Source organism: Janthinobacterium sp., assembly GCF_009923995.1.
Lineage (GTDB): Bacteria > Pseudomonadota > Gammaproteobacteria > Burkholderiales > Burkholderiaceae_D > Janthinobacterium.
This window is the reverse complement of the sequence record NZ_RFSK01000006.1, coordinates 78421-96094: the sequence shown is the minus strand read 5'-3', so window position 1 is coordinate 96094 and position 17674 is coordinate 78421. Positions and strand designations below refer to the sequence as shown.

At 62.1% G+C, this 17674-nt stretch carries 19 protein-coding genes; 10 read left to right on the top strand and 9 right to left on the bottom strand.

Going from position 1 to position 17674, the window contains the following annotated elements:
• Positions 1-23 precede the first annotated feature (23 nt).
• A complete protein-coding gene (locus EBS11_RS04975) occupies positions 24-557 on the top strand; it encodes a YggT family protein (RefSeq protein ID WP_290600991.1) in 534 nt (177 codons plus the stop codon).
• Positions 558-702: 145 nt separating this feature from the next.
• Here EBS11_RS04975 and EBS11_RS04970 read toward each other — a convergent pair whose 3' ends face one another.
• From EBS11_RS04970 to EBS11_RS04935, 8 genes are all read right to left on the bottom strand, one after another.
• Positions 703-1641: a carbohydrate kinase family protein gene (locus tag EBS11_RS04970; protein ID WP_290600989.1), complete on the bottom strand. Its 939-nt coding sequence runs from the start codon at positions 1639-1641 to the stop codon at positions 703-705.
• An 11-nt stretch (positions 1642-1652) separates the two neighbouring features.
• Positions 1653-2939, bottom strand: coding sequence for a DUF3426 domain-containing protein (locus EBS11_RS04965; protein ID WP_290600987.1), 1287 nt, complete (start codon positions 2937-2939; stop codon positions 1653-1655).
• An 8-nt stretch (positions 2940-2947) separates the two neighbouring features.
• On the bottom strand, positions 2948-3892 hold the full coding sequence (gene prmA / locus EBS11_RS04960) for a 50S ribosomal protein L11 methyltransferase (protein ID WP_290600986.1): 945 nt from the start codon (positions 3890-3892) through the stop codon (positions 2948-2950).
• Positions 3889-5304, bottom strand: coding sequence for an acetyl-CoA carboxylase biotin carboxylase subunit (accC, locus tag EBS11_RS04955; RefSeq protein ID WP_131373626.1), 1416 nt, complete (start codon positions 5302-5304; stop codon positions 3889-3891). Before accC ends, prmA begins: the two co-directional genes overlap by 4 nt.
• Before the next feature lie 101 nt (positions 5305-5405).
• Complete coding sequence (gene accB / locus EBS11_RS04950; RefSeq protein WP_092796365.1) at positions 5406-5873, bottom strand: acetyl-CoA carboxylase biotin carboxyl carrier protein; 468 nt, start codon at positions 5871-5873, stop codon at positions 5406-5408.
• A gap of 91 nt (positions 5874-5964) precedes the next feature.
• Positions 5965-6402, bottom strand: coding sequence for a type II 3-dehydroquinate dehydratase (gene aroQ, locus EBS11_RS04945; protein WP_034746628.1), 438 nt, complete (start codon positions 6400-6402; stop codon positions 5965-5967).
• Between the two features lie 82 nt (positions 6403-6484).
• Positions 6485-7036 carry a TlpA disulfide reductase family protein gene (locus EBS11_RS04940; RefSeq protein ID WP_290600982.1) on the bottom strand — a complete coding sequence of 184 codons (552 nt, stop codon included), beginning with the start codon at positions 7034-7036 and terminating at the stop codon, positions 6485-6487.
• 20 nt (positions 7037-7056) lie between these two features.
• A complete protein-coding gene (locus EBS11_RS04935) occupies positions 7057-7695 on the bottom strand; it encodes a hypothetical protein (protein ID WP_290600981.1) in 639 nt (212 codons plus the stop codon).
• 113 nt (positions 7696-7808) lie between these two features.
• Between EBS11_RS04935 and mpl the strand changes: the two genes are divergently transcribed.
• The 8 genes from mpl to corA all read left to right on the top strand — a co-directional run bounded on the left by mpl (position 7809) and on the right by corA (position 16204).
• Positions 7809-9185 (top strand): UDP-N-acetylmuramate:L-alanyl-gamma-D-glutamyl-meso-diaminopimelate ligase, encoded by a 1377-nt coding sequence (gene mpl, locus EBS11_RS04930; protein WP_290600979.1) that lies wholly within the window; start codon positions 7809-7811, stop codon positions 9183-9185.
• On the top strand, positions 9182-9766 hold the full coding sequence (locus EBS11_RS04925) for a YqiA/YcfP family alpha/beta fold hydrolase (protein ID WP_290600978.1): 585 nt from the start codon (positions 9182-9184) through the stop codon (positions 9764-9766). Before mpl ends, EBS11_RS04925 begins: the two co-directional genes overlap by 4 nt.
• The gene (locus tag EBS11_RS04920) at positions 9763-10368 is read left to right on the top strand and encodes a chorismate lyase (protein WP_290600977.1); all 606 of its coding nucleotides are present in this window, start codon (positions 9763-9765) and stop codon (positions 10366-10368) included. Before EBS11_RS04925 ends, EBS11_RS04920 begins: the two co-directional genes overlap by 4 nt.
• 2 nt (positions 10369-10370) lie before the next feature.
• The gene (locus EBS11_RS04915; protein ID WP_290600975.1) at positions 10371-12458 is read left to right on the top strand and encodes an RNB domain-containing ribonuclease; all 2088 of its coding nucleotides are present in this window, start codon (positions 10371-10373) and stop codon (positions 12456-12458) included.
• 137 nt (positions 12459-12595) lie between these two features.
• Positions 12596-13453, top strand: a complete 858-nt coding sequence (locus tag EBS11_RS04910) for an energy transducer TonB (RefSeq protein WP_290600974.1) — start codon at positions 12596-12598, stop codon at positions 13451-13453.
• An 11-nt stretch (positions 13454-13464) separates the two neighbouring features.
• The gene (gene aroE / locus EBS11_RS04905) at positions 13465-14292 is read left to right on the top strand and encodes a shikimate dehydrogenase (protein ID WP_290601053.1); all 828 of its coding nucleotides are present in this window, start codon (positions 13465-13467) and stop codon (positions 14290-14292) included.
• Positions 14289-15014, top strand: coding sequence for a monofunctional biosynthetic peptidoglycan transglycosylase (mtgA, locus tag EBS11_RS04900; protein ID WP_290600972.1), 726 nt, complete (start codon positions 14289-14291; stop codon positions 15012-15014). The genes aroE and mtgA overlap by 4 nt, the downstream gene beginning before the upstream one ends.
• A gap of 224 nt (positions 15015-15238) precedes the next feature.
• A complete protein-coding gene (gene corA / locus EBS11_RS04895; protein ID WP_034746658.1) occupies positions 15239-16204 on the top strand; it encodes a magnesium/cobalt transporter CorA in 966 nt (321 codons plus the stop codon).
• A gap of 28 nt (positions 16205-16232) precedes the next feature.
• Here the strand turns inward: corA and EBS11_RS04890 are convergent, their stop codons facing one another.
• The gene (locus EBS11_RS04890; protein WP_290600969.1) at positions 16233-16715 is read right to left on the bottom strand and encodes a nuclear transport factor 2 family protein; all 483 of its coding nucleotides are present in this window, start codon (positions 16713-16715) and stop codon (positions 16233-16235) included.
• Between the two features lie 203 nt (positions 16716-16918).
• Here EBS11_RS04890 and EBS11_RS04885 point away from each other — a divergent pair, with 203 nt between their 5' ends.
• A complete protein-coding gene (locus EBS11_RS04885) occupies positions 16919-17635 on the top strand; it encodes an HAD-IA family hydrolase (protein ID WP_290600968.1) in 717 nt (238 codons plus the stop codon).
• Positions 17636-17674 lie beyond the last annotated feature (39 nt).

The window sequence follows — 17674 nt, the reverse complement described above, 5'->3', positions numbered from 1 at the left end:
GGTTTTTTTTTGGAGAATTAGTCGTGCTGATCGTTATCCTTACATTGATCGTTGATACCATCGCCACCTTGCTGGGCGGCGTCCTGCTGCTGCGCTTCTGGATGCAGGCGGTACGCGTGCGGCCGCCGTCGTCCGTGGCGCAATTCACCTTTCAATTGTCCGACTGGCTGGTGCGTCCCTTGCGCCGCGTGATACCTGGCGTGGGCGGGTATGACTGGGCCAGCCTGATCGGCGCTTTTTTGATTGTCTTGCTGGCAAGCACAGTCTTGCTGATTTCCGGCTATCCCTTCGAGGCGGTACTGCTCAAGTCGCTGCAACGCTTCCTGCAATGGATACTCTACGGTTTCATGGCCTTGCTGATCATCGAAGCCATCTTCAGCTGGGTCAATCCGCATGCGCCCCTGGCGCCGTTCGTACGGGCCCTGAACGAGCCGCTGCTGCGTCCGATACGTAAAGTGGTGCCGCTGGTCGGCAGCCTGGACCTGTCGCTGCTGGTGGCGCTGATCCTGCTGCAGATCGCGCAAGTGCTGGTGGGGATGATTTTTGTGGTGCGATGATGGTGATGGTGGCATAGGTCGGGTTAGCGTAGCGTAACCCGACATCCGCACTTTGGCTCACGCCGACGTGCATGCGGTCAGACCCGGCGGGGGAATACGTCCCAATGGGACGTATTCCGATCGCGAAGCGACTGACCCCAGTTCATTAATAGCGGTAGCCGAATGCCGCTTCAAACTGGTCGGCGATGCTTGCCGGCGTAAATACATGGTTTTGCGCGCCCTGCGTGGCGATCTTGATGGCGCCCAGCAGGCTGGCCAGGCGGCCGCTGGTTTCCCAGCCCAGGTCGTTGGTGATGCCGAACAGCAAGCCAGCACGGTAGGCGTCGCCGCAGCCCGTCGGATCCAGCACTTCCTTGGCAGCCACGACAGGAATGTCGATGCGTTTGCCGTCCGTGTAAATCTCCGATCCCTTTTCGCCGCGCGTGACGATCAGCGCTTGCAGGCGGCTGGCGATGTCCGGCAGCGTCAAGCCCGTGCGTTCCATCAACATTTCCATTTCATAATCGTTGGCGGACACATACGTGGCCTTGTTGATGAAATCGATCAATTGTTCGCCATTGAAGCGCGGCAACTGTTGACCTGGGTCAAACATGAAGGGAATGCCCAGTTCGGCCAGGTCGGCAGCGTGCTTGAGCATGCCCAGGTCGCCATCCGGCGAAATGATGGCTACCTTGGCCGGGCCGGCATTGGCGATCGGGTTTTCATGCGCGAACGACATGGCGCCCGGGTGGAAGGCGTTGATCTGGTTATTGTCCGCATCGGCCGTGACGAAGCACTGCGCATTGTAGCTGTCGGCCTTGATCAGGATGTTGGCGGTTGAAATGCCCAGCTTTTGCAGGCGTTCCAGGTAGGCGGCACTGTCCTGTCCCATGACGCCGACGATGCGCGGATCGCCGCCCAGCATTTTCAGGCTGTAGGCGATGTTGCCCGAGCAGCCGCCGAACTCCGTGCGCATGGTAGGCACGAGGAAGGAAACGTTTACCTTGTGCAACTGGTCGGCCAGCAGGGATTCGCCGAAGCGGCCGGGAAATTGCATGATGGTGTCGGTGGCAAGCGAGCCGCAGATCAACGAAGTTTTGGTCATGATAGTGTGCTTTAAGGGTAAAAGATGGCGATATGGTAGCCAGACGCCGTGAGCTGGTCTAATGCGAAGTACAGTTTGATGGTTTGTTCCGAGCGCGGCGCAAAACCCTGGCTGACGTCGATGGTGGCAGGCAGGTAGTCGCGCGGTGCGATGACGCGGCGCAACACGGGCTTGTCATTCGCGTCGTTGAGGATCAGTTCGATGCTGGGCCAGGCTTGCACGCTGCGGCTCTGGTTGCGCAGCAGCGACACATACGAGAAGGTCTGTTCCTTCAGGGTTTGCAATTCGCCCTGTTCGATGGACAGCGCCTCGATCTGTGCCGGCAAGTCCACCTGGCAGCCGCTCATCTTGCACAATGCCACCAGGGTTGGCTTCCACTGCGGAAATTGCGCCGCCAGGGGATTGCGGAAGGTGGTCATCACTTGCAGGAGCAATAACAGCAGCAGGGCGACGGAGCCGACGGCCATCGCCACGCGCACGGCCTTGCCGCTCTGTTCGCGGCGCCGGCCCTGGGTCACGAAGGCGGGTTCGGGGTCGGCATCGAGGGGCGGCACAGCGGCGTCGCCAGTCTCCTGGGGGGGATCTGGCACAACAGTTGCGGCCGGCAGCGGCGCAAACGGCGAATCGCCGAACGTGGGCTCCTGGCGCGCAGGGCCGTCGGCGACGGGCGCGGGGGGCACGGGCTTGTCCAGGCTGACTTTTTCGGCTGCCGGCAAGGCTGGCGCGGCGCCGGCCTGCAGGCTCGGTTCGCGGCGGCTGTCGCGCAGATACGTGGCGAAGGCGGGCGCGTCATCGGCCTGGCGGCGCTTGAACGGCGCCATCGGCTGGGGCAGGGGTGCTTCCGGCAGGGCGGCTGGCGTGGCGACGGGTGTCGCTGCCGGCGGCTCAAGCGGGGCAGGGGCGGCGACAGGCGCGTCGCCCGGCACTTCGGCGGGCAGGCCCACGTCGAGGTCCAGCTCGATGTGTTCATCCTCGTCTTCGTCATCCCTGAGCTGCGCCGTTTCAGGCAGGATGCCGAACGGATCGAACGAGGTGTCGAAATCGAGGGAATAGATGGGTTCGTCGTCCGTGGCGGACGGCAGGCTGGCATCCAGCGGATAAGGGGGCGACAGCGGGGCGGCGGTGGCGGGGCCGGACGTTAAAAACGGTGATGCCGCAGCTGGATCGACCAGTGCGGCATTGCCGTCAAAGACTTCCCTGCACGTGCCACAGCGCACGATGCCCCCACGTAACTTCAACTGGTCAGCAGCGACCCGAAATATCGTGTTGCAGTGGGGGCATTTGGTGGCGAGGGCCATTGCTGTGCTTATGCACCTTCCGCGCGGGGCGCAGGGGCTTGCGTAGCGCCCAGGCGGCCATGCAGCGCCACCCAGCCGTCCTGCTCGGCCCAGACACCCAGCTGGATGAACGGTGCGTAGGCAGCGGCCACTTCTTCCGCCTGGCGTGCCAGTACGCCGGACAGGATCAGGGCGCCACCGTCGGCGACGCGTCCCGACAGCATCGGCGCCATCAGTTTCAATGGGCTCGACAGGATGTTGGCGACGACGATGTCAAACTTGGCCGTGGCGTGTGCCGAGGTGGCAAACGTGTCTGGCAAGAAATATTCGATCTCGCACTGGTTGCGATCGGCATTGTCGCGCGCCGATTCGATCGCCTGCGGATCGATATCCACGCCGGCGACGGTTGCCGCACCGAGTTTCTTGGCCACCATGGCCAGGATGCCGGAACCGCAACCGTAGTCGAGCACGGTCTTGCCGGGGGCGGGATGCGCCTCCAGCCACTCCATGCACAAGCGCGTGGTCGGATGGCTGCCCGTGCCGAAAGCCAGGCCAGGGTCCAGTTCCAGGATCAGGCCGTCAGGGTCCGGTGCCTCGTGCCAGCTGGGCACGACCCAGATATTCTTGCCGATGTGAATAGGCGCGAATTGCGACTGGGTCAGACGCACCCAGTCCTGCTCTTCCACGGGGCGCACGGCAAACGCGGGCGCTTCCGCCATGCCAACTGCCTGGGCGGCAGCGGCCACGATGGCCGCCTGGTCGGCATCGACGTCCGTCAGCGCCACCACGCGGCTGCGTTCCCACGCCGCTTCCTTCGGTTCCATGCCGGGTTCGCCAAACAGGGGCTGCTCGGCTTCCGTGCCTTCGTCGGCATCTTCCACCGACACCGACAGGGCGCCCGCTTCCATCAGGGCGTCGGACATGGCCTCGGCGTTGTCGCGGGCGATTTCGATGACGATTTCAGTCCAGCTCATGCGCCCGCCTTGATTTCGGATTTCTTGGCGATGCTGGGGCTGCCGCTATTCAGGTTCTTGCCCAGGTCCGGCATGTCGGCCAGTTTCTGTTCCAGATAGTGAATATTGGTGCCGCCTTCGATGAAGCGCGCGTCGATCATCAATTCGCGGTGCAGGGCGATGTTCGTGTTGATGCCTTCGACCACCATTTCGGACAGGGCGATCTGCATGCGGCGAATCGCTTGTTCGCGCGTGGCGCCGTAAGCGATCACTTTGCCGATCATCGAGTCGTAGTGCGGCGGTACGTAGTAGCCGGCGTAGGCGTGCGAGTCGACGCGGATGCCCGGGCCGCCTGGTGCATGCCACGAGACGATCTTGCCTGGCGATGGCGTGAACTTGAACGGATCTTCCGCATTGATGCGGCACTCGACGGCGTGGCCCGACAGCATGACGTCGCGCTGGCGGTAACGCAGTTTTTCGCCGGCGGCGATGCGGATCTGTTCCTGCACGATATCGATGCCGGTGATCATCTCGGTGACGGGATGTTCCACTTGCACGCGGGTATTCATTTCAATGAAATAGAACTCGCCGTTTTCGTACAGGAATTCAAACGTGCCGGCGCCGCGGTAGCCGATCTTGCGGCAGGCTTCGGCGCAGCGGTCGCCGATTTTTTCGATGAGCTTGCGCGGGATGCCCGGCGCCGGTGCTTCTTCGATCACCTTCTGGTGGCGGCGCTGCATGGAGCAGTCGCGCTCGCCCAGCCAGACGGCGTTCTTGTGTTCGTCGGCGAGGATCTGGATTTCCACGTGGCGCGGATTTTCCAGGTACTTCTCCATATACACTTCAGGGTTGCCAAAGGCCGTGCCGGCTTCCGTCTTGGTCATCGCCACGGCGTTGATCAGGGCAGCTTCCGTGTGCACGACGCGCATGCCGCGTCCGCCGCCGCCGCCGGCAGCCTTGATGATGACGGGGTAGCCGATCTTGCGGGCAATTTGCACGATCGCTTTCGGATCGTCCGGCAAGGCGCCTTCCGAGCCGGGCACGCAGGGTACGCCAGCCTTGATCATGGTTTGCTTGGCCGAAACCTTATCGCCCATCAAACGGATCGATTCGGAGCGGGGGCCGATGAAGACGAAGCCCGATTTTTCGACGCGTTCGGCAAAGTCGGCATTTTCCGACAGGAAACCGTAGCCTGGGTGAATCGCTTGCGCGTCCGTCACTTCAGCGGCGCTGATGATGGCGGGCATGTTCAGATAGCTCAGGGCGGACTGTGCCGGCCCGATACAAACGGATTCGTCGGCCAGCTTGACGTATTTCGCGTCCTTGTCGGCTTCGGAGTGGACTACAACCGTTTTAATGCCCATTTCGCGGCAGGCGCGCTGAATACGGAGGGCAATTTCACCACGGTTGGCAATCAGGATTTTTTCAAACATGGTAGGTTCGCGTATGTCTGTGAGAGCCGGCGAGCCGGCGAAACAACAAGTGTGAGGGGCTAAAACTGCAAACGGCCGTTGCCGGCCGTGTGGACTGGGTCTTAGCCGATCACAAACAAGGGTTGACCGAATTCGACCGGTTGGCCGTTTTCGACCAGGATCTGGGTCACGACGCCGGCTTTGTCCGAGTCGATTTCATTCAGGAGCTTCATCGCTTCGATGATGCACAGGGTATCACCTTCCTTGACGGTGGAGCCCACTTCGACGTACGCGGCGCTGCCAGGAGCGGAAGAGCGGTAGAAGGTGCCGACCATCGGCGACTTGACGACATAGCCCGTTGGCTCGGCGGCTACCACGACGGCGGCGGCAGCGGGTGCTGGCGCGGCGGCTGGCGCGGCTGGCTGGTACTGGGCTGGCATGCCTTGCGGCTGCATCATGACCATCTGGTTTTGCGGCATGGCCGACGATTTGACGATGCGAACCTTGCTTTCGCCTTCGGTAACTTCCAGCTCTGCGATATCCGATTCGGCGACCAGGTCGATCAAGGTCTTGAGTTTTCGTAGATCCATGTAAAACCCCTAGGAATGTAGTTTGTTTTATGAGTGATGCGGTGATGTCCAAGAACCTATCGCCGCGCTAAATGCGTGCAGATCGCGTAGATTAACGTTTTTTAAGCGCAAAGTCGATGGCAAACCGATATCCATCGATACCTAGCCCGCAGATCGTCCCCTGCGCGATCGCGCTGAGAAATGAGTGATGTCGAAACGTTTCGCGTTGATAAATATTCGAGATATGGACTTCCACAAACGGGATGGCGACCCCGGCCAGCGCATCGCGCAAGGCGACGCTGGTATGGGTCAGGCCGCCCGGATTGATGACAATGGCATCGATCCCTTCCGCTCGCGCGGCATGGATACGGTCGATCAGCGCGCCTTCATGGTTGCTTTGAAAGCAGACCAGGTCGGCACCGGCCGCCATGGCTTGCGCCATCGCTGCCTGCTCGATATCGGCCAAGGTGCTGGCGCCGTAGACCTCAGGCTCGCGCGTCCCCAGCAAATTCAGGTTGGGGCCGTTGAGCAGAAGGAGGTTTTTTGCCATGTATGGAAGACCGTTTTAGCGAAAGTTCCGCATTTTGCCGCCAAAGATACGCATTGGCAAGAGAAAAAAGCACGCTCCGAATTTACAAATTGTCCAGATCGGCGCGCAACTGATCAAATTTCAAGCGTCCCAGATAGGTCTTTTTCACTTCGCCATTGGCGCCGATCAGTACCGTGAAGGGCAAGCCGCCCGTGGCATTGCCAAAATGGCGCGACAGGTCGGTGCCGCTCATGCCGGAAACGTAGACGGGATAGGCAATCTTGACCTTGCTGGCAAAGGTGGCAATATTGCTGGCCGAATCGATGCCGATGCCAATGACTTGCAGATTTTTTCCCGCATAGTGGCCTTGTACTTCGGATAACTCCGGCATTTCTTCCACACACGGCGGGCACCAGGGAGCCCAGAAATTCACCAGCAAATTCTTGCCTTTCCATTGAGACAAGGCTTGCGTGGCGCCAGCCGCATCCGGCAGCGACAGCGCGTACAGCTCATTCACGGGACCCGTCGCGCCGGGCGCGATGGCGGTCGTCACGGGCCCCGCTTTTTCTTTCTCTTTATGTAAGCCGACATAGGCACCCATGCCGCCGAACATCAGGGCGACGATGGCGCAGGCGATCCAATTCTTTTTTGTCATATCTTTTATCTATATCAATGTTAGTCGACCGCCGGCGCGCCATCGGCGAGGCTGGCGGCCAGCAGGCTGCGCAAGCCCGCAATATCGGTGCGCAACACCTTGCCGTCCGCCTTGGCCTTCAGCGCGCCGCGCATATCGTCGAGTTCATACAGGGCGGCATGCACGCCTTCGTTTTTCCACAAGAAGCTGGCCGTCTCGACCGCATCATAACGCGCTCCCTTGAAATGCGGGCTTTCCGACATGTCGAGCAGCACATTTTTATTCAGCAGGAAGATGTGGATCTCCTTGGCGCTCTCGGCAAACAGCTGCAGATAGATCTCGTCGTGGGGGCCGGCCGTGCCATTGAGGACGGGGCCGCTGAGCAGGGGATGAAATTGTTGCAACGCTTCCATGACCTGCAGCGCGATCGTGCGCAGCTGGAACAGGCGCGCCGGCTGGCTGTCGGCCAGGAACAGGGCGTTGTACTGGCGTACCTGCTCCTCGATCATGTCGTTATCGGGCAGCACGTTGGGCCGGCTGGGCGTATCGCCCAGCACCTGCCGCGCCGCCTTGCGCTTGGCGCTGCCATAGTCGGCGCCGTCCTGCGCCACGAGGCGCGCGGCAGCGGCGGCAATTTCCAGGCGCACGAGCGCGCTGTCGTCAAATGCATCAGTCGTCATGACCGAGATGATACTCCGAAGCGGAAAAAACCATGGCGTCGGGTAAAATCCCACACTTGGCTTTTTTTTAGCCCACCCAATTACTTAACCGCGCACCTTTTCGCACTGATCACATGCATATTCATATCCTCGGCATTTGCGGTACCTTCATGGGCGGCCTGGCCGTCCTGGCCAAGGAGGCCGGCCATAAAGTCACCGGCTGCGATGCCAACGTCTATCCGCCGATGAGCACCCAGCTGGAATCGCAGGGCATCGAACTGATCCAGGGTTTTGACCCGGAACAAACCAGGCTGAACCCGGATTTGTATGTGATTGGCAATGTCGTGTCGCGCGGCAACCCGCTGGTGGAGGAAATCCTCAACCGCAGCCTGCCTTACGTTTCCGGCCCGCAATGGATCGGCGAACATATATTACGCAATCGGTGGGTCTTGGCCGTGGCCGGCACGCATGGCAAGACGACAACGTCCGCCATGCTGGCATGGATACTCGAAGACGCCGGCTACGCACCGGGCTTCCTGATCGGCGGCGTGCCGATGAACTTTGGCATTTCCGCCCGCCTCAGCGGCAAGATCGATGGTAAAAGCGTCGATTCGGACTTCTTCGTCATCGAAGCGGATGAATATGACACGGCCTTCTTCGACAAGCGCAGCAAATTCGTGCATTACCACGCGAAGACTGCCGTCATGAATAACCTGGAATATGATCACGCCGACATCTTCCCCGATCTGCACGCGATCGAGACGCAATTCCACCACCTGGTGCGCACCGTGCCCGGTATCGGCCGCCTCGTGTACAACGGCGATGAAGCGTCTCTGCAGCGCGTGCTGGCGCGCGGCTGCTGGAGCGAGCAGGAAAGTTTCGGCCAGGATGCCAACTGGCAACTGCAAGAGCAGGCCGACGGCAGCTTCGATGTCTTGTTCAATGGCCAGCACGAAGGCCATGTGGCGTGGGCGCTCACAGGCAAGCACAACCGCAGCAATGCGCTGGCGGCCATCGCCGCCGCGCGCCACGTGGGCGTGCCTATTGCCCAGGCGTGTGCTTCGCTGGCCACCTTCGAGAGCGTCAAGCGCCGCATGGAAGTGCGCGGCGTGGTCAACAACATTACCGTGTATGACGATTTTGCCCACCATCCGACGGCCATTGCCACCACCGTGGGCGGCCTGCGCCAAAAACTGGGTGGCAGCGCGCGCATCCTCGCCGTGCTGGAACCGCGTTCGAACACCATGAAGCTGGGCGCCATGAAAGATGCGCTGCCGGCCAGCCTGAAGGACGCGGACCTGGTCTTCGGCTTCGGCAGCCAGGCCGCGCTGGGCTGGAGCCTGGGCGCCGCGCTGGCGCCGCTGGGCCAGATTGCCAGCGCCTACGAAGACATCGATACGCTGGTGGCGGCCGTGGCGGCGAGCGCCCGTCCCGGCGATCAGATCATCGTCATGAGCAATGGCGGCTTTGGCGGCGTGCATCAGAAATTGCTGGAGGCCCTGGGCCGATGATTTTGTACCTGCATGGATTCCGTTCGTCGCCGCTGTCGATGAAGTCGCGCCTGCTGGCCGCGCAGATGCAGGCGCTGGGCCGCGCGGATGAATGGCTGTGCCCGCAATTGCCGGCGTCGCCGAAACTGGCCATCGAGCTGGCCTTGTCATTGGTCAATAACGCGGCGCCCGCCGACCTGACGCTCATCGGTTCCTCGCTGGGCGGCTACTATGCCACCTGGCTGGCCGAGCGGCTCGGTTGCCGGGCCGTGCTGCTCAATCCCGCCATCGTGCCCCTGATCGACCTGGAACAGCATGTGGGCGTGACGACTGAGTTCCATTCGGACAAGCCTTTCGAATTCAAGCGCGAATATATCGACGAATTAGGTACATTTGCCGTAGAGAAAATTACTGAGCCGCAACGCTATTTCCTGATTGCCGCCACGGGCGACGAAGTGCTCGACTACCGCGACATGCTGGCGCATTATCAGGGGGCGCGCCAGATCGTCATCGAGGGCAGCGACCATGGCATCAGTGAATTTGCCGATTACGTGGCGCCCGTGCTGGCCTTTGCCGGCGTCGACGTGGAAGCCGGCCGGTGAGGCCGGGTTCGCTGCGCCAGGCGCAATGGCATGCGCACGTGAATGCCGTCAATGCGCCGCCCGCCTTGCGCCACTGGCTGACGGGCGGTGGTTCGCTGACGGCCAAGCTGAAAGCGCACAGCCAGGCATTTCGCGTGCAATGTTTGCATCAGGAAACAGCACGCTGTCTCAGCGACGAGGCAGCCTGCATCGGCCTGCACCGTCCTGGCCGCGTCTGGGAACGCGAAGTGCTGTTACGGTGTGATAATAGACCGGCCGTGTTTGGCCATACCGTCGTGCCCATGCAGGCGACGGCCACGGACTGGCCCCTGTTTTCCGCGCTGGGCGAGCGTTCGCTGGGTACGACCCTGTTCGGCGACCGCATGGTGCGCCGTGGCGCACTGGAATTTGCCCGTTTGCGCGCGGGACACCCGCTGGTGCAGCGCGTGCAGGCGGCGCTGGCCCTGGAAGGGGCGCGCGTCGATGGGCTGGCGCCGTTTTTTGCCCGGCGCTGCCTGTATCAGCGCCATCAAGGATTGCTGCTGGTAACGGAAGTATTTCTGCCGGCGGTGTTTGAGCTTACTCGCACCGTTGCAACCGACACATTAATAAACAAAGCATAACAATGAATCTATTTTTTGAAGAATCCGGCGATTTCAAGGTCGGCACGGTCCTGTCGCAAGCGGGTGAGGCCTACCAGGTCGAAATGGCCAGCGGCAAGCGTACCAAGGTCAAGACCAAGGACGTGCTGCTGCAGTATGAAAAACCGGCGCCGGCCGAATTGCTGGAGCAAGCCAAGGCCGTGGCGGCCGACATCGACCTCGATTTCCTGTGGGAAGTGGCGGGCGAAGACGAGTTCGGCTTTGCCGAACTGGGCGCCGAGTATTTCGGCCATGCGCCCTTGCCGCCGGAAGCTGCCGGCCTGATCCTGGCACTGCATTCGGCGCCCGTGTATTTCTACAAGAAGGGCCGTGGCCGCTACAAGGCGGCGCCGGAAGCGTCGCTGAAGGCGGCATTGGCCGGCATCGAAAAGAAAAAGCAGCAGGCGCTCGTGCAAGCCGCCTATGTGGAAGAGCTGAAGCAGAACCGCTTGCCCGAAGCGATGCAGCCCATGGTGCTGCAACTGTTGTTCAAGCCGGACAAGAACACCATCGAATACAAGGCGCTGGAAGCGGCCTGCACGGAATTGCACACGACGCCGGCCCGTCTGATGCTGGCCGTCGGCGGTATTGCTTCGCCGAAAGATTTGCACCTGTCCAAATTCCTCTTCGAGAATTTCCCGAAAGGCGCCGGTTTCCCGAACGTGCCCGTGCCCGCCGTGACGGCCAAGCTGCCGCTGGCCGATGTGGCCGCCTTCTCCATCGACGATGTGACCACCACCGAGATCGACGATGCCTTCTCCGTGCAGCCATTGCCGGACGGCACGATCAAGGTGGGCATCCACATCGCCGCGCCGGGCCTGGGCATCCGCCCGGAAGACGTGATCGACAAGATGGCGCGCCAGCGCATGTCCACCGTCTATATGCCGGGCGACAAGATCACCATGCTGCCGGACGAAATCGTCAACGCGTTTACCCTGGCCGAAGGCACGACGTGCCCGGCCCTGTCGCTGTACGCCACCCTGGACCCGAAAGCGGACTGGGCCGTGGTCAGCACGCAGACGCGCGCCGAACTGGTGCCGATTGCCAGCAACTTGCGCCACAACCAGCTCGATGACCTGGTCAACGAGGAAACCCTGGCCAGCGGCGAGGGCGAGTATCCGCACAAGGCCGATTTCGCCATCCTGTGGCAATGGGCACAGCAGCTGGAACAGGGCCGCATGAAGAAGCGCGAAGCGTTCGGCCTCAAGCCGGAACAGAACAACCGCGTCGATTTCAACTTCTATGTGGAAAACGACATCGTCACCGTGGCCCGCCGCAAGCGTGGCGCGCCGCTGGACAAGATCGTCGCCGAACTGATGATTTTTGCCAACAGCACCTGGGGCAAGATGCTGCACGACCATGGCGTGCCGGGCATCTACCGCAGCCAGGGCGGCGGCACGGGCAATAGCTGGGCGGCAAAGATGCAGGTGCGCATGGTCACTCATGCGGCGCCGCACCAGGGCCTGGGCGTGGACCAATATGCATGGAGCACCTCGCCCCTGCGCCGCTACACGGACCTGGTGAACCAGTGGCAAATCATCGCCTGCGCCGAGCACGGCGTGACGGCCCCGCTGGTGGCCCCGTTCAAGCCGCGCGACGCGAATCTGTTCGCCATCGTCTCGGCGTTTGATGCCGCCTATGCCGCGTATGGCGATTTCCAGTCGAACATGGAACGCTACTGGTGCTTGCGCTGGCTGCACCAGGAAAACGCGCGCCAGGTCGATGCCGTCGTGCTGAAGGATGAAATCCTGCGCCTCGTCGACATTCCGCTCGTCATCAAGCTGCCGGGCATGCCATCCGTGGCGCGCGGCGCCCAGGTCAAGCTGGACTTGCTGCGCTGGGATGAAGTCGACCTGAGCATCGAAGCGCGCCTGCTGGAAATCGCCGCCGTGCCGGAAGTGGCGGCTGACGCCGAGCTCGATTACGAGGAAGACGCGGGCGACGAAGGCGCCGACGAGGGCGACGTGGCGCCGGAAGCGTCGCCGGAAGCGGCCAACCAGGTCAGCGACGCCGACGCGGAAGTGGCGGAACTGGCCAGCGAAGACGTGGTCAGCGAGCCAGAAGTCAAATAAGGCGCGGCAGAGACTGTGGGGCGGTGCTGAAATCTGTTGCCGGCGCCGCCCTTTGACGTAGAATTCAGCAGTCTTGTATCTTGTGCTTGTTGCGAACTGGGTTGCGCGTGAAGTCTTTCCGAGAGAATCGTTTCCTGATGATTGCCGTGGCGGTCTCGCTGCTGGCGCACGGCGCCTTGCTGGCGATGCATTTTGTCGCCCCGGCGCCGCAGCGGGCCGTCGCCACCGATCCCGGCCTGGAAGTGATACTCGTCAATGCCAAGCATGCGGCCAAGCCCCTGAAGGCGGATGCCCTGGCGCAAGCCAACCTGGACGGTGGTGGGCAGGCCGACAAGGGCCGCGCCAAGTCGCCCTTGCCCGACATGCGCAAGGTGGAAGAGGGCGAGAGTGTCAAGGCCAGCGCCCGGCGCATTGCTGAACTGGAACAGAAACAGCAGGAGCTGCTGACGCAGGCGGCCAGGCCCACGCCTTACAGCGCCGCGCCCGTCACGGAAAAGGACAAGCCCAATCCCCTGGCCACCGGCTCGGACTTGATGGAAAGCAGCAAGGCCATCGCCCGCATGGCGGCCGAGATCAGCCAGACCGTGGAAGACCAGAACAAGCGTCCCCGCAAGACCTTCATTACGCCCAGCACGCAGGAAGTTGGCTATGCCATGTATTACAAGGCCCTGCAAAAGCGCATCGAGGAAATCGGCACCCTGAATTTCCCGCAAAAGAATGGCCGCAAGATGTACGGCGAGCTGGTCGTATACATCCCGATCTTCCAGGATGGCACGATTTACCAGAAAGAAGGCGGTGCCCGCGTGGAGCGCAGCTCGGGCAACCCGGCGCTGGACGCGGCCGCCCTGGCCATCGTGCGCCGCGCCGCGCCGTTTGGGCGTTTCCCACCGAATATGTTGTCGAGCGACAAAGATGACCTGTGGGTGGTGATCACCCGCTTCAAATTTACCCGCGAAGAAAAAATGGAAGCTAACCTGACTGGCGGCAGCAATTGAACACACAAGAAATAACTCCCGATCAATATTGCGTCTTTGGTAATCCCATCGCCCACAGCAAATCGCCCTTGATTCATGCTGCGTTTGCCTTGCAGACGGGCGAGCCCGTCATCTATGAGCGCCGCCTGGCGCCGCTGGATGGCTTTGCGCTGGCGGCCCGCAGCTTTGCGGCCGAGGGCGGCAAGGGCGCCAACGTGACGGTGCCCTTCAAGCTGGACGCGTGCGCGCTGGCCACGCAGCTGACGCCGCGCGCCCGGGCCGCGGGCGCCGTGAATACCCTGCGCTTCGATGGCGATGTCATTCTTGGCGACAATACCGATGGCGCGGGCCTGGTGGCGGACATCCTGCGCAACGCCGGCGTGCCGATCACCGGCAAGCGCGTCCTGCTGCTGGGCGCGGGCGGCGCCGCGCGCGGCGTCGTGCTGCCCTTGCTGGAGCAGGGGCCGCAGGAACTGTTCATTGCCAACCGCACCGTGGCCACGGCCGAGGCCCTGGTGACGCAGTTTGCCGAGTCGCTCAGTCATCCGGAGCAGCTGCGCGCCGGCGGTTTCGAACAACCTGACGGGCAATTTGATATCGTCATCAATGCCACCTCGGCCAGCCTGGCGGGCGACTTGCCGCCCGTGCCTGTCACCATCTTCGGTCGCCGGACGCTGGCGCTGGACATGATGTATGGCGCGCAGCCCACCGTCTTCATGGACTTTGCCGCCCAGCATGGCGCGCAGGTGCGCGATGGCCTGGGCATGCTGGTGGAGCAGGCGGCCGAAGCGTTCTACGTGTGGCGCGGCGTGCGGCCGCAGACGCAGGACTTGCTGGCGCAGCTGCGCGGTGCCCTGTGAGCGGGGCCAGGACGGCCAAGGGCCGCAGCGGCAGCCGCTACGGCTGGATCAAGTGGCTGTTCATCGTGCCCGTACTGGCATTTGTCGTCGTGCAACTGTATTTCTTCCTGCAAATCTGGTGGTGGGTCGACCATAACCCGACCAGCACGGCCTTCATGCGCGAGCAATTGTCTGTCTTGCAGGAAAAGAATCCGAACGCCACCATCCAGCAGACGTGGGTGCCGTACAACCGCATCTCGAACAACCTGAAGCGCGCCATCATCGCCTCGGAAGACGCGAATTTTTCCGAGCATGAAGGCGTGGACTGGGACGCCTTGCAAAAGGCCTATGAAAAAAACAGCAAGAAACAGAAGGTCGTGGCGGGCGGCTCCACCATCACGCAGCAGCTGGCGAAGAATCTGTTCCTGTCCGGCTCGCGCAGCTACGTGCGCAAGGGGCAGGAACTGATCATTACCTACATGCTGGAAAGCCTGATGGACAAGCAGCGCATTTTCGAGATTTACCTGAATGTGGTGGAGTTCGGCACGGGCATCTTCGGCGCTGAAGCGGCATCGCGTCATTATTACCATGTGAGCGCGGCCAGCCTGAGTGCGGCGCAGGCGGCGAAGCTGGCCGTGATGCTGCCGAATCCCCGTTTTTACGACCGCCACCGCGATACCGGCTACCTGAACCGGCGCACCAGTGTCATCCTGCGCCGCATGGGGGCGGCCGAACTGCCGTGACGGCGAGCGGCCAGGATTTGCATAATATCAAGCATGCTTAATTGGCATTATTGCGGTGTAGCATCTTAATCCGGCACCCTTGGTGCAGCGACACACATTTTCCGTGAAAAAGCGGTGGCGAGGGGTGGTCGTGAAAAGGGCTTTGCGGGTACACTTGCGCTGTTTTCATTTTTGGCGCCAGCGCCAGCACATCACGATAACCTAACATCCGGCTGAGAGCGCGCATGATCAATGTTTTTGTATTACAGAATGGCCGGCTCAACCAGGTGCCGATCGACAGCCGCGCAGACCTCGAAAACGCCGAACCGGTCTGGGTCGACCTGACCGATCCCACCGATGATGAACGGGCCTGGGTCAAGGCCATCTACAACGTCACCCTGCCGGGCGAAGACGAAGTCAAGGATATTGAAGCGTCGGCCCGCTACTACGAAGCGGAAAACGGCGACTTGCACCTGCGCACGGACTTCCTGCGCGAAGAAGACGACGGCCCGTCGCGCGTCATCACCGTGGCCTTCATTCTTGCCCGCAAGATTTTGTTCTCCATGCATACGGACGACTTGCCCGTGTTCCGCCTGGTGCGCATGCGCGCCCGCTCGCGGCCAGGCTCCATCGCCGACTACATGGACGTGCTGCTGGACCTGTACGCCACGGATGCGGAATATTCGGCCGACGTGCTCGAAGGCATCTACCAGAACCTGGAAGAAGTCAGCACGCGCGTGCTGCAAAAGGAATTTACGGATGCGCATGCGGCCGAAGCGCTGAACGCGATTGCTCATGAGGAAGACTTGAATGGCCGTATCCGTCGCAACATGATGGATACGCGCCGCGCCGTGAGTTTCCTGATGCGCGGCCGATTGCTCAATTCCGAGCAGTTCGAGGAAGCGCGCCAGATTCTGCGCGACATCGAATCCCTGGACGGCCATACATCTTTCCTGTTTGATAAGATCAACTTCCTGATGGATGCCACCGTCGGCTTCATCAACATCAACCAGAACAAGATCATCAAGATCTTCTCGGTGGCCAGCGTGGCCTTCCTGCCGCCGACCCTGATCGCCAGCGTGTACGGCATGAACTTCAAGCTGATGCCGGAACTGGAATGGTCGTTCGGTTACCCGTGGGCCTGGGGCCTGATGATCACCAGCGCCATTGCGCCGTTCCTGTACTTCCGCCACCGCGGCTGGCTGAAATAGGAAAAACGGGCCCGCAGGCCCGTTTTTTTCAAGGCGCCGGTCTTTTTGGCGCGATGCCCGTGTATTGCGCCGACAGCAGTTTCCATGTCGGCCCCTCCTTTTTCGCCACATAGCTGGCGCGCAAGGCCATCGCGCGCGACTGTCCTCCCGCCTGTACCGTCACTGCCAGCCTGGCGATGAGCACGGCCGCATCGCCCGCGACCCGCACGAACGGCTCTTCCACCGTGATGAGGGGGGCGGTGGTTTTTTTCTCGGGAGCATAGAACGCGAGCATTTTTTCGCGCGTATCGACGTCGCCCATCGGCGAGACTTCCGCGTAGTTGTCGGCCGTCAAGGCTGCCAGGGTCTGCACGTCAAAACTGGCTTGCGCCGCCACGTGCTGGCGCACGAGGCTGAGGACGGCGGCATCGTCGTCCGCGGCCCGCGCGGGCTGCGCGGCCGCCGCGAAGGCAAACGCGGCAATTGTGGAAATCAGGGATAATCGGCCTTGCAGAAAGTTTTTGCGTGTCATGGTATCTATCCTGTTGGGCCTGATTCAAGCGATCAGGGCAACTGGAGTATGCCATTGAAGTTATCTAAAAGAAATTACTTCATGCCGCCGATGCGTGGCACGCGCCGCAAAGTATCGGGACGTGGCCGGCCAGGCGTGGCGCGCCGCGTCCCGCTGTTTTATGCTGGCGGTGCGCACCGCGCGTCGCCCCTACTGGAGAATACATGCCTGACACCGTTCCTTCCCTCCCGCATTACACCCACCTGATCAGCGACTGCGATGGCGTACTGATCGACAGCGAAGCCGTGGCCCTGCAGGCGCTGCTGGAGCTGCTGGCGCCGCGCCTGCCCAATTTGCCCGAGGGTGTCACCCTGCAAGCCTTGATCGAGCCGCGCCTGGGCCAGCGCCTGGTGCCGCTGATGCAGGATATTTACAAGGAACTGGGGCTGCCGCAGCTGCCGGCCGATGAGATCATGGCCATCGGCAATGCCGTCGATGCGGCCTGCGATGCGCAATTGCGCGCCGTGCCCGGCGTGGCGCTGGCGCTGGCGGCCATTCCCCTGCCCAAGGCCGTGGCCTCGAACAGCGTCAGCGCCCGCGTGCTGTCGGCGCTGGAGCGCACGGGCATGGCGCCCCTGTTCGAGCGCCGCGTCTTCACGCCGGACCTGGTGGGCCACGCCAAGCCGCATCCGGGCGTCTACCTGGCGGCCGCCGCCGCCTTCGGCGTGCCGCCGGGCCAGTGCCTGGTGCTGGAAGACAGCGTCACGGGCGTGACGGCTGCCGTGGCGGCGGGCATGACGGTATTGGGATTCATCGGCGGCGGTCATATCGCGCCGGGCCAGGAAGCGCGCCTGAAGGCGGCCGGCGCGCACGTCGTGTTCAACGACATGGGCAAGCTTCCGGCGCTGGTGGCGGAACTGCTGCAAGGCGCCACAGTGTAGCGGCAGCTGGCAATGCCGCTGCGCGCCGGCCGCAAAGCG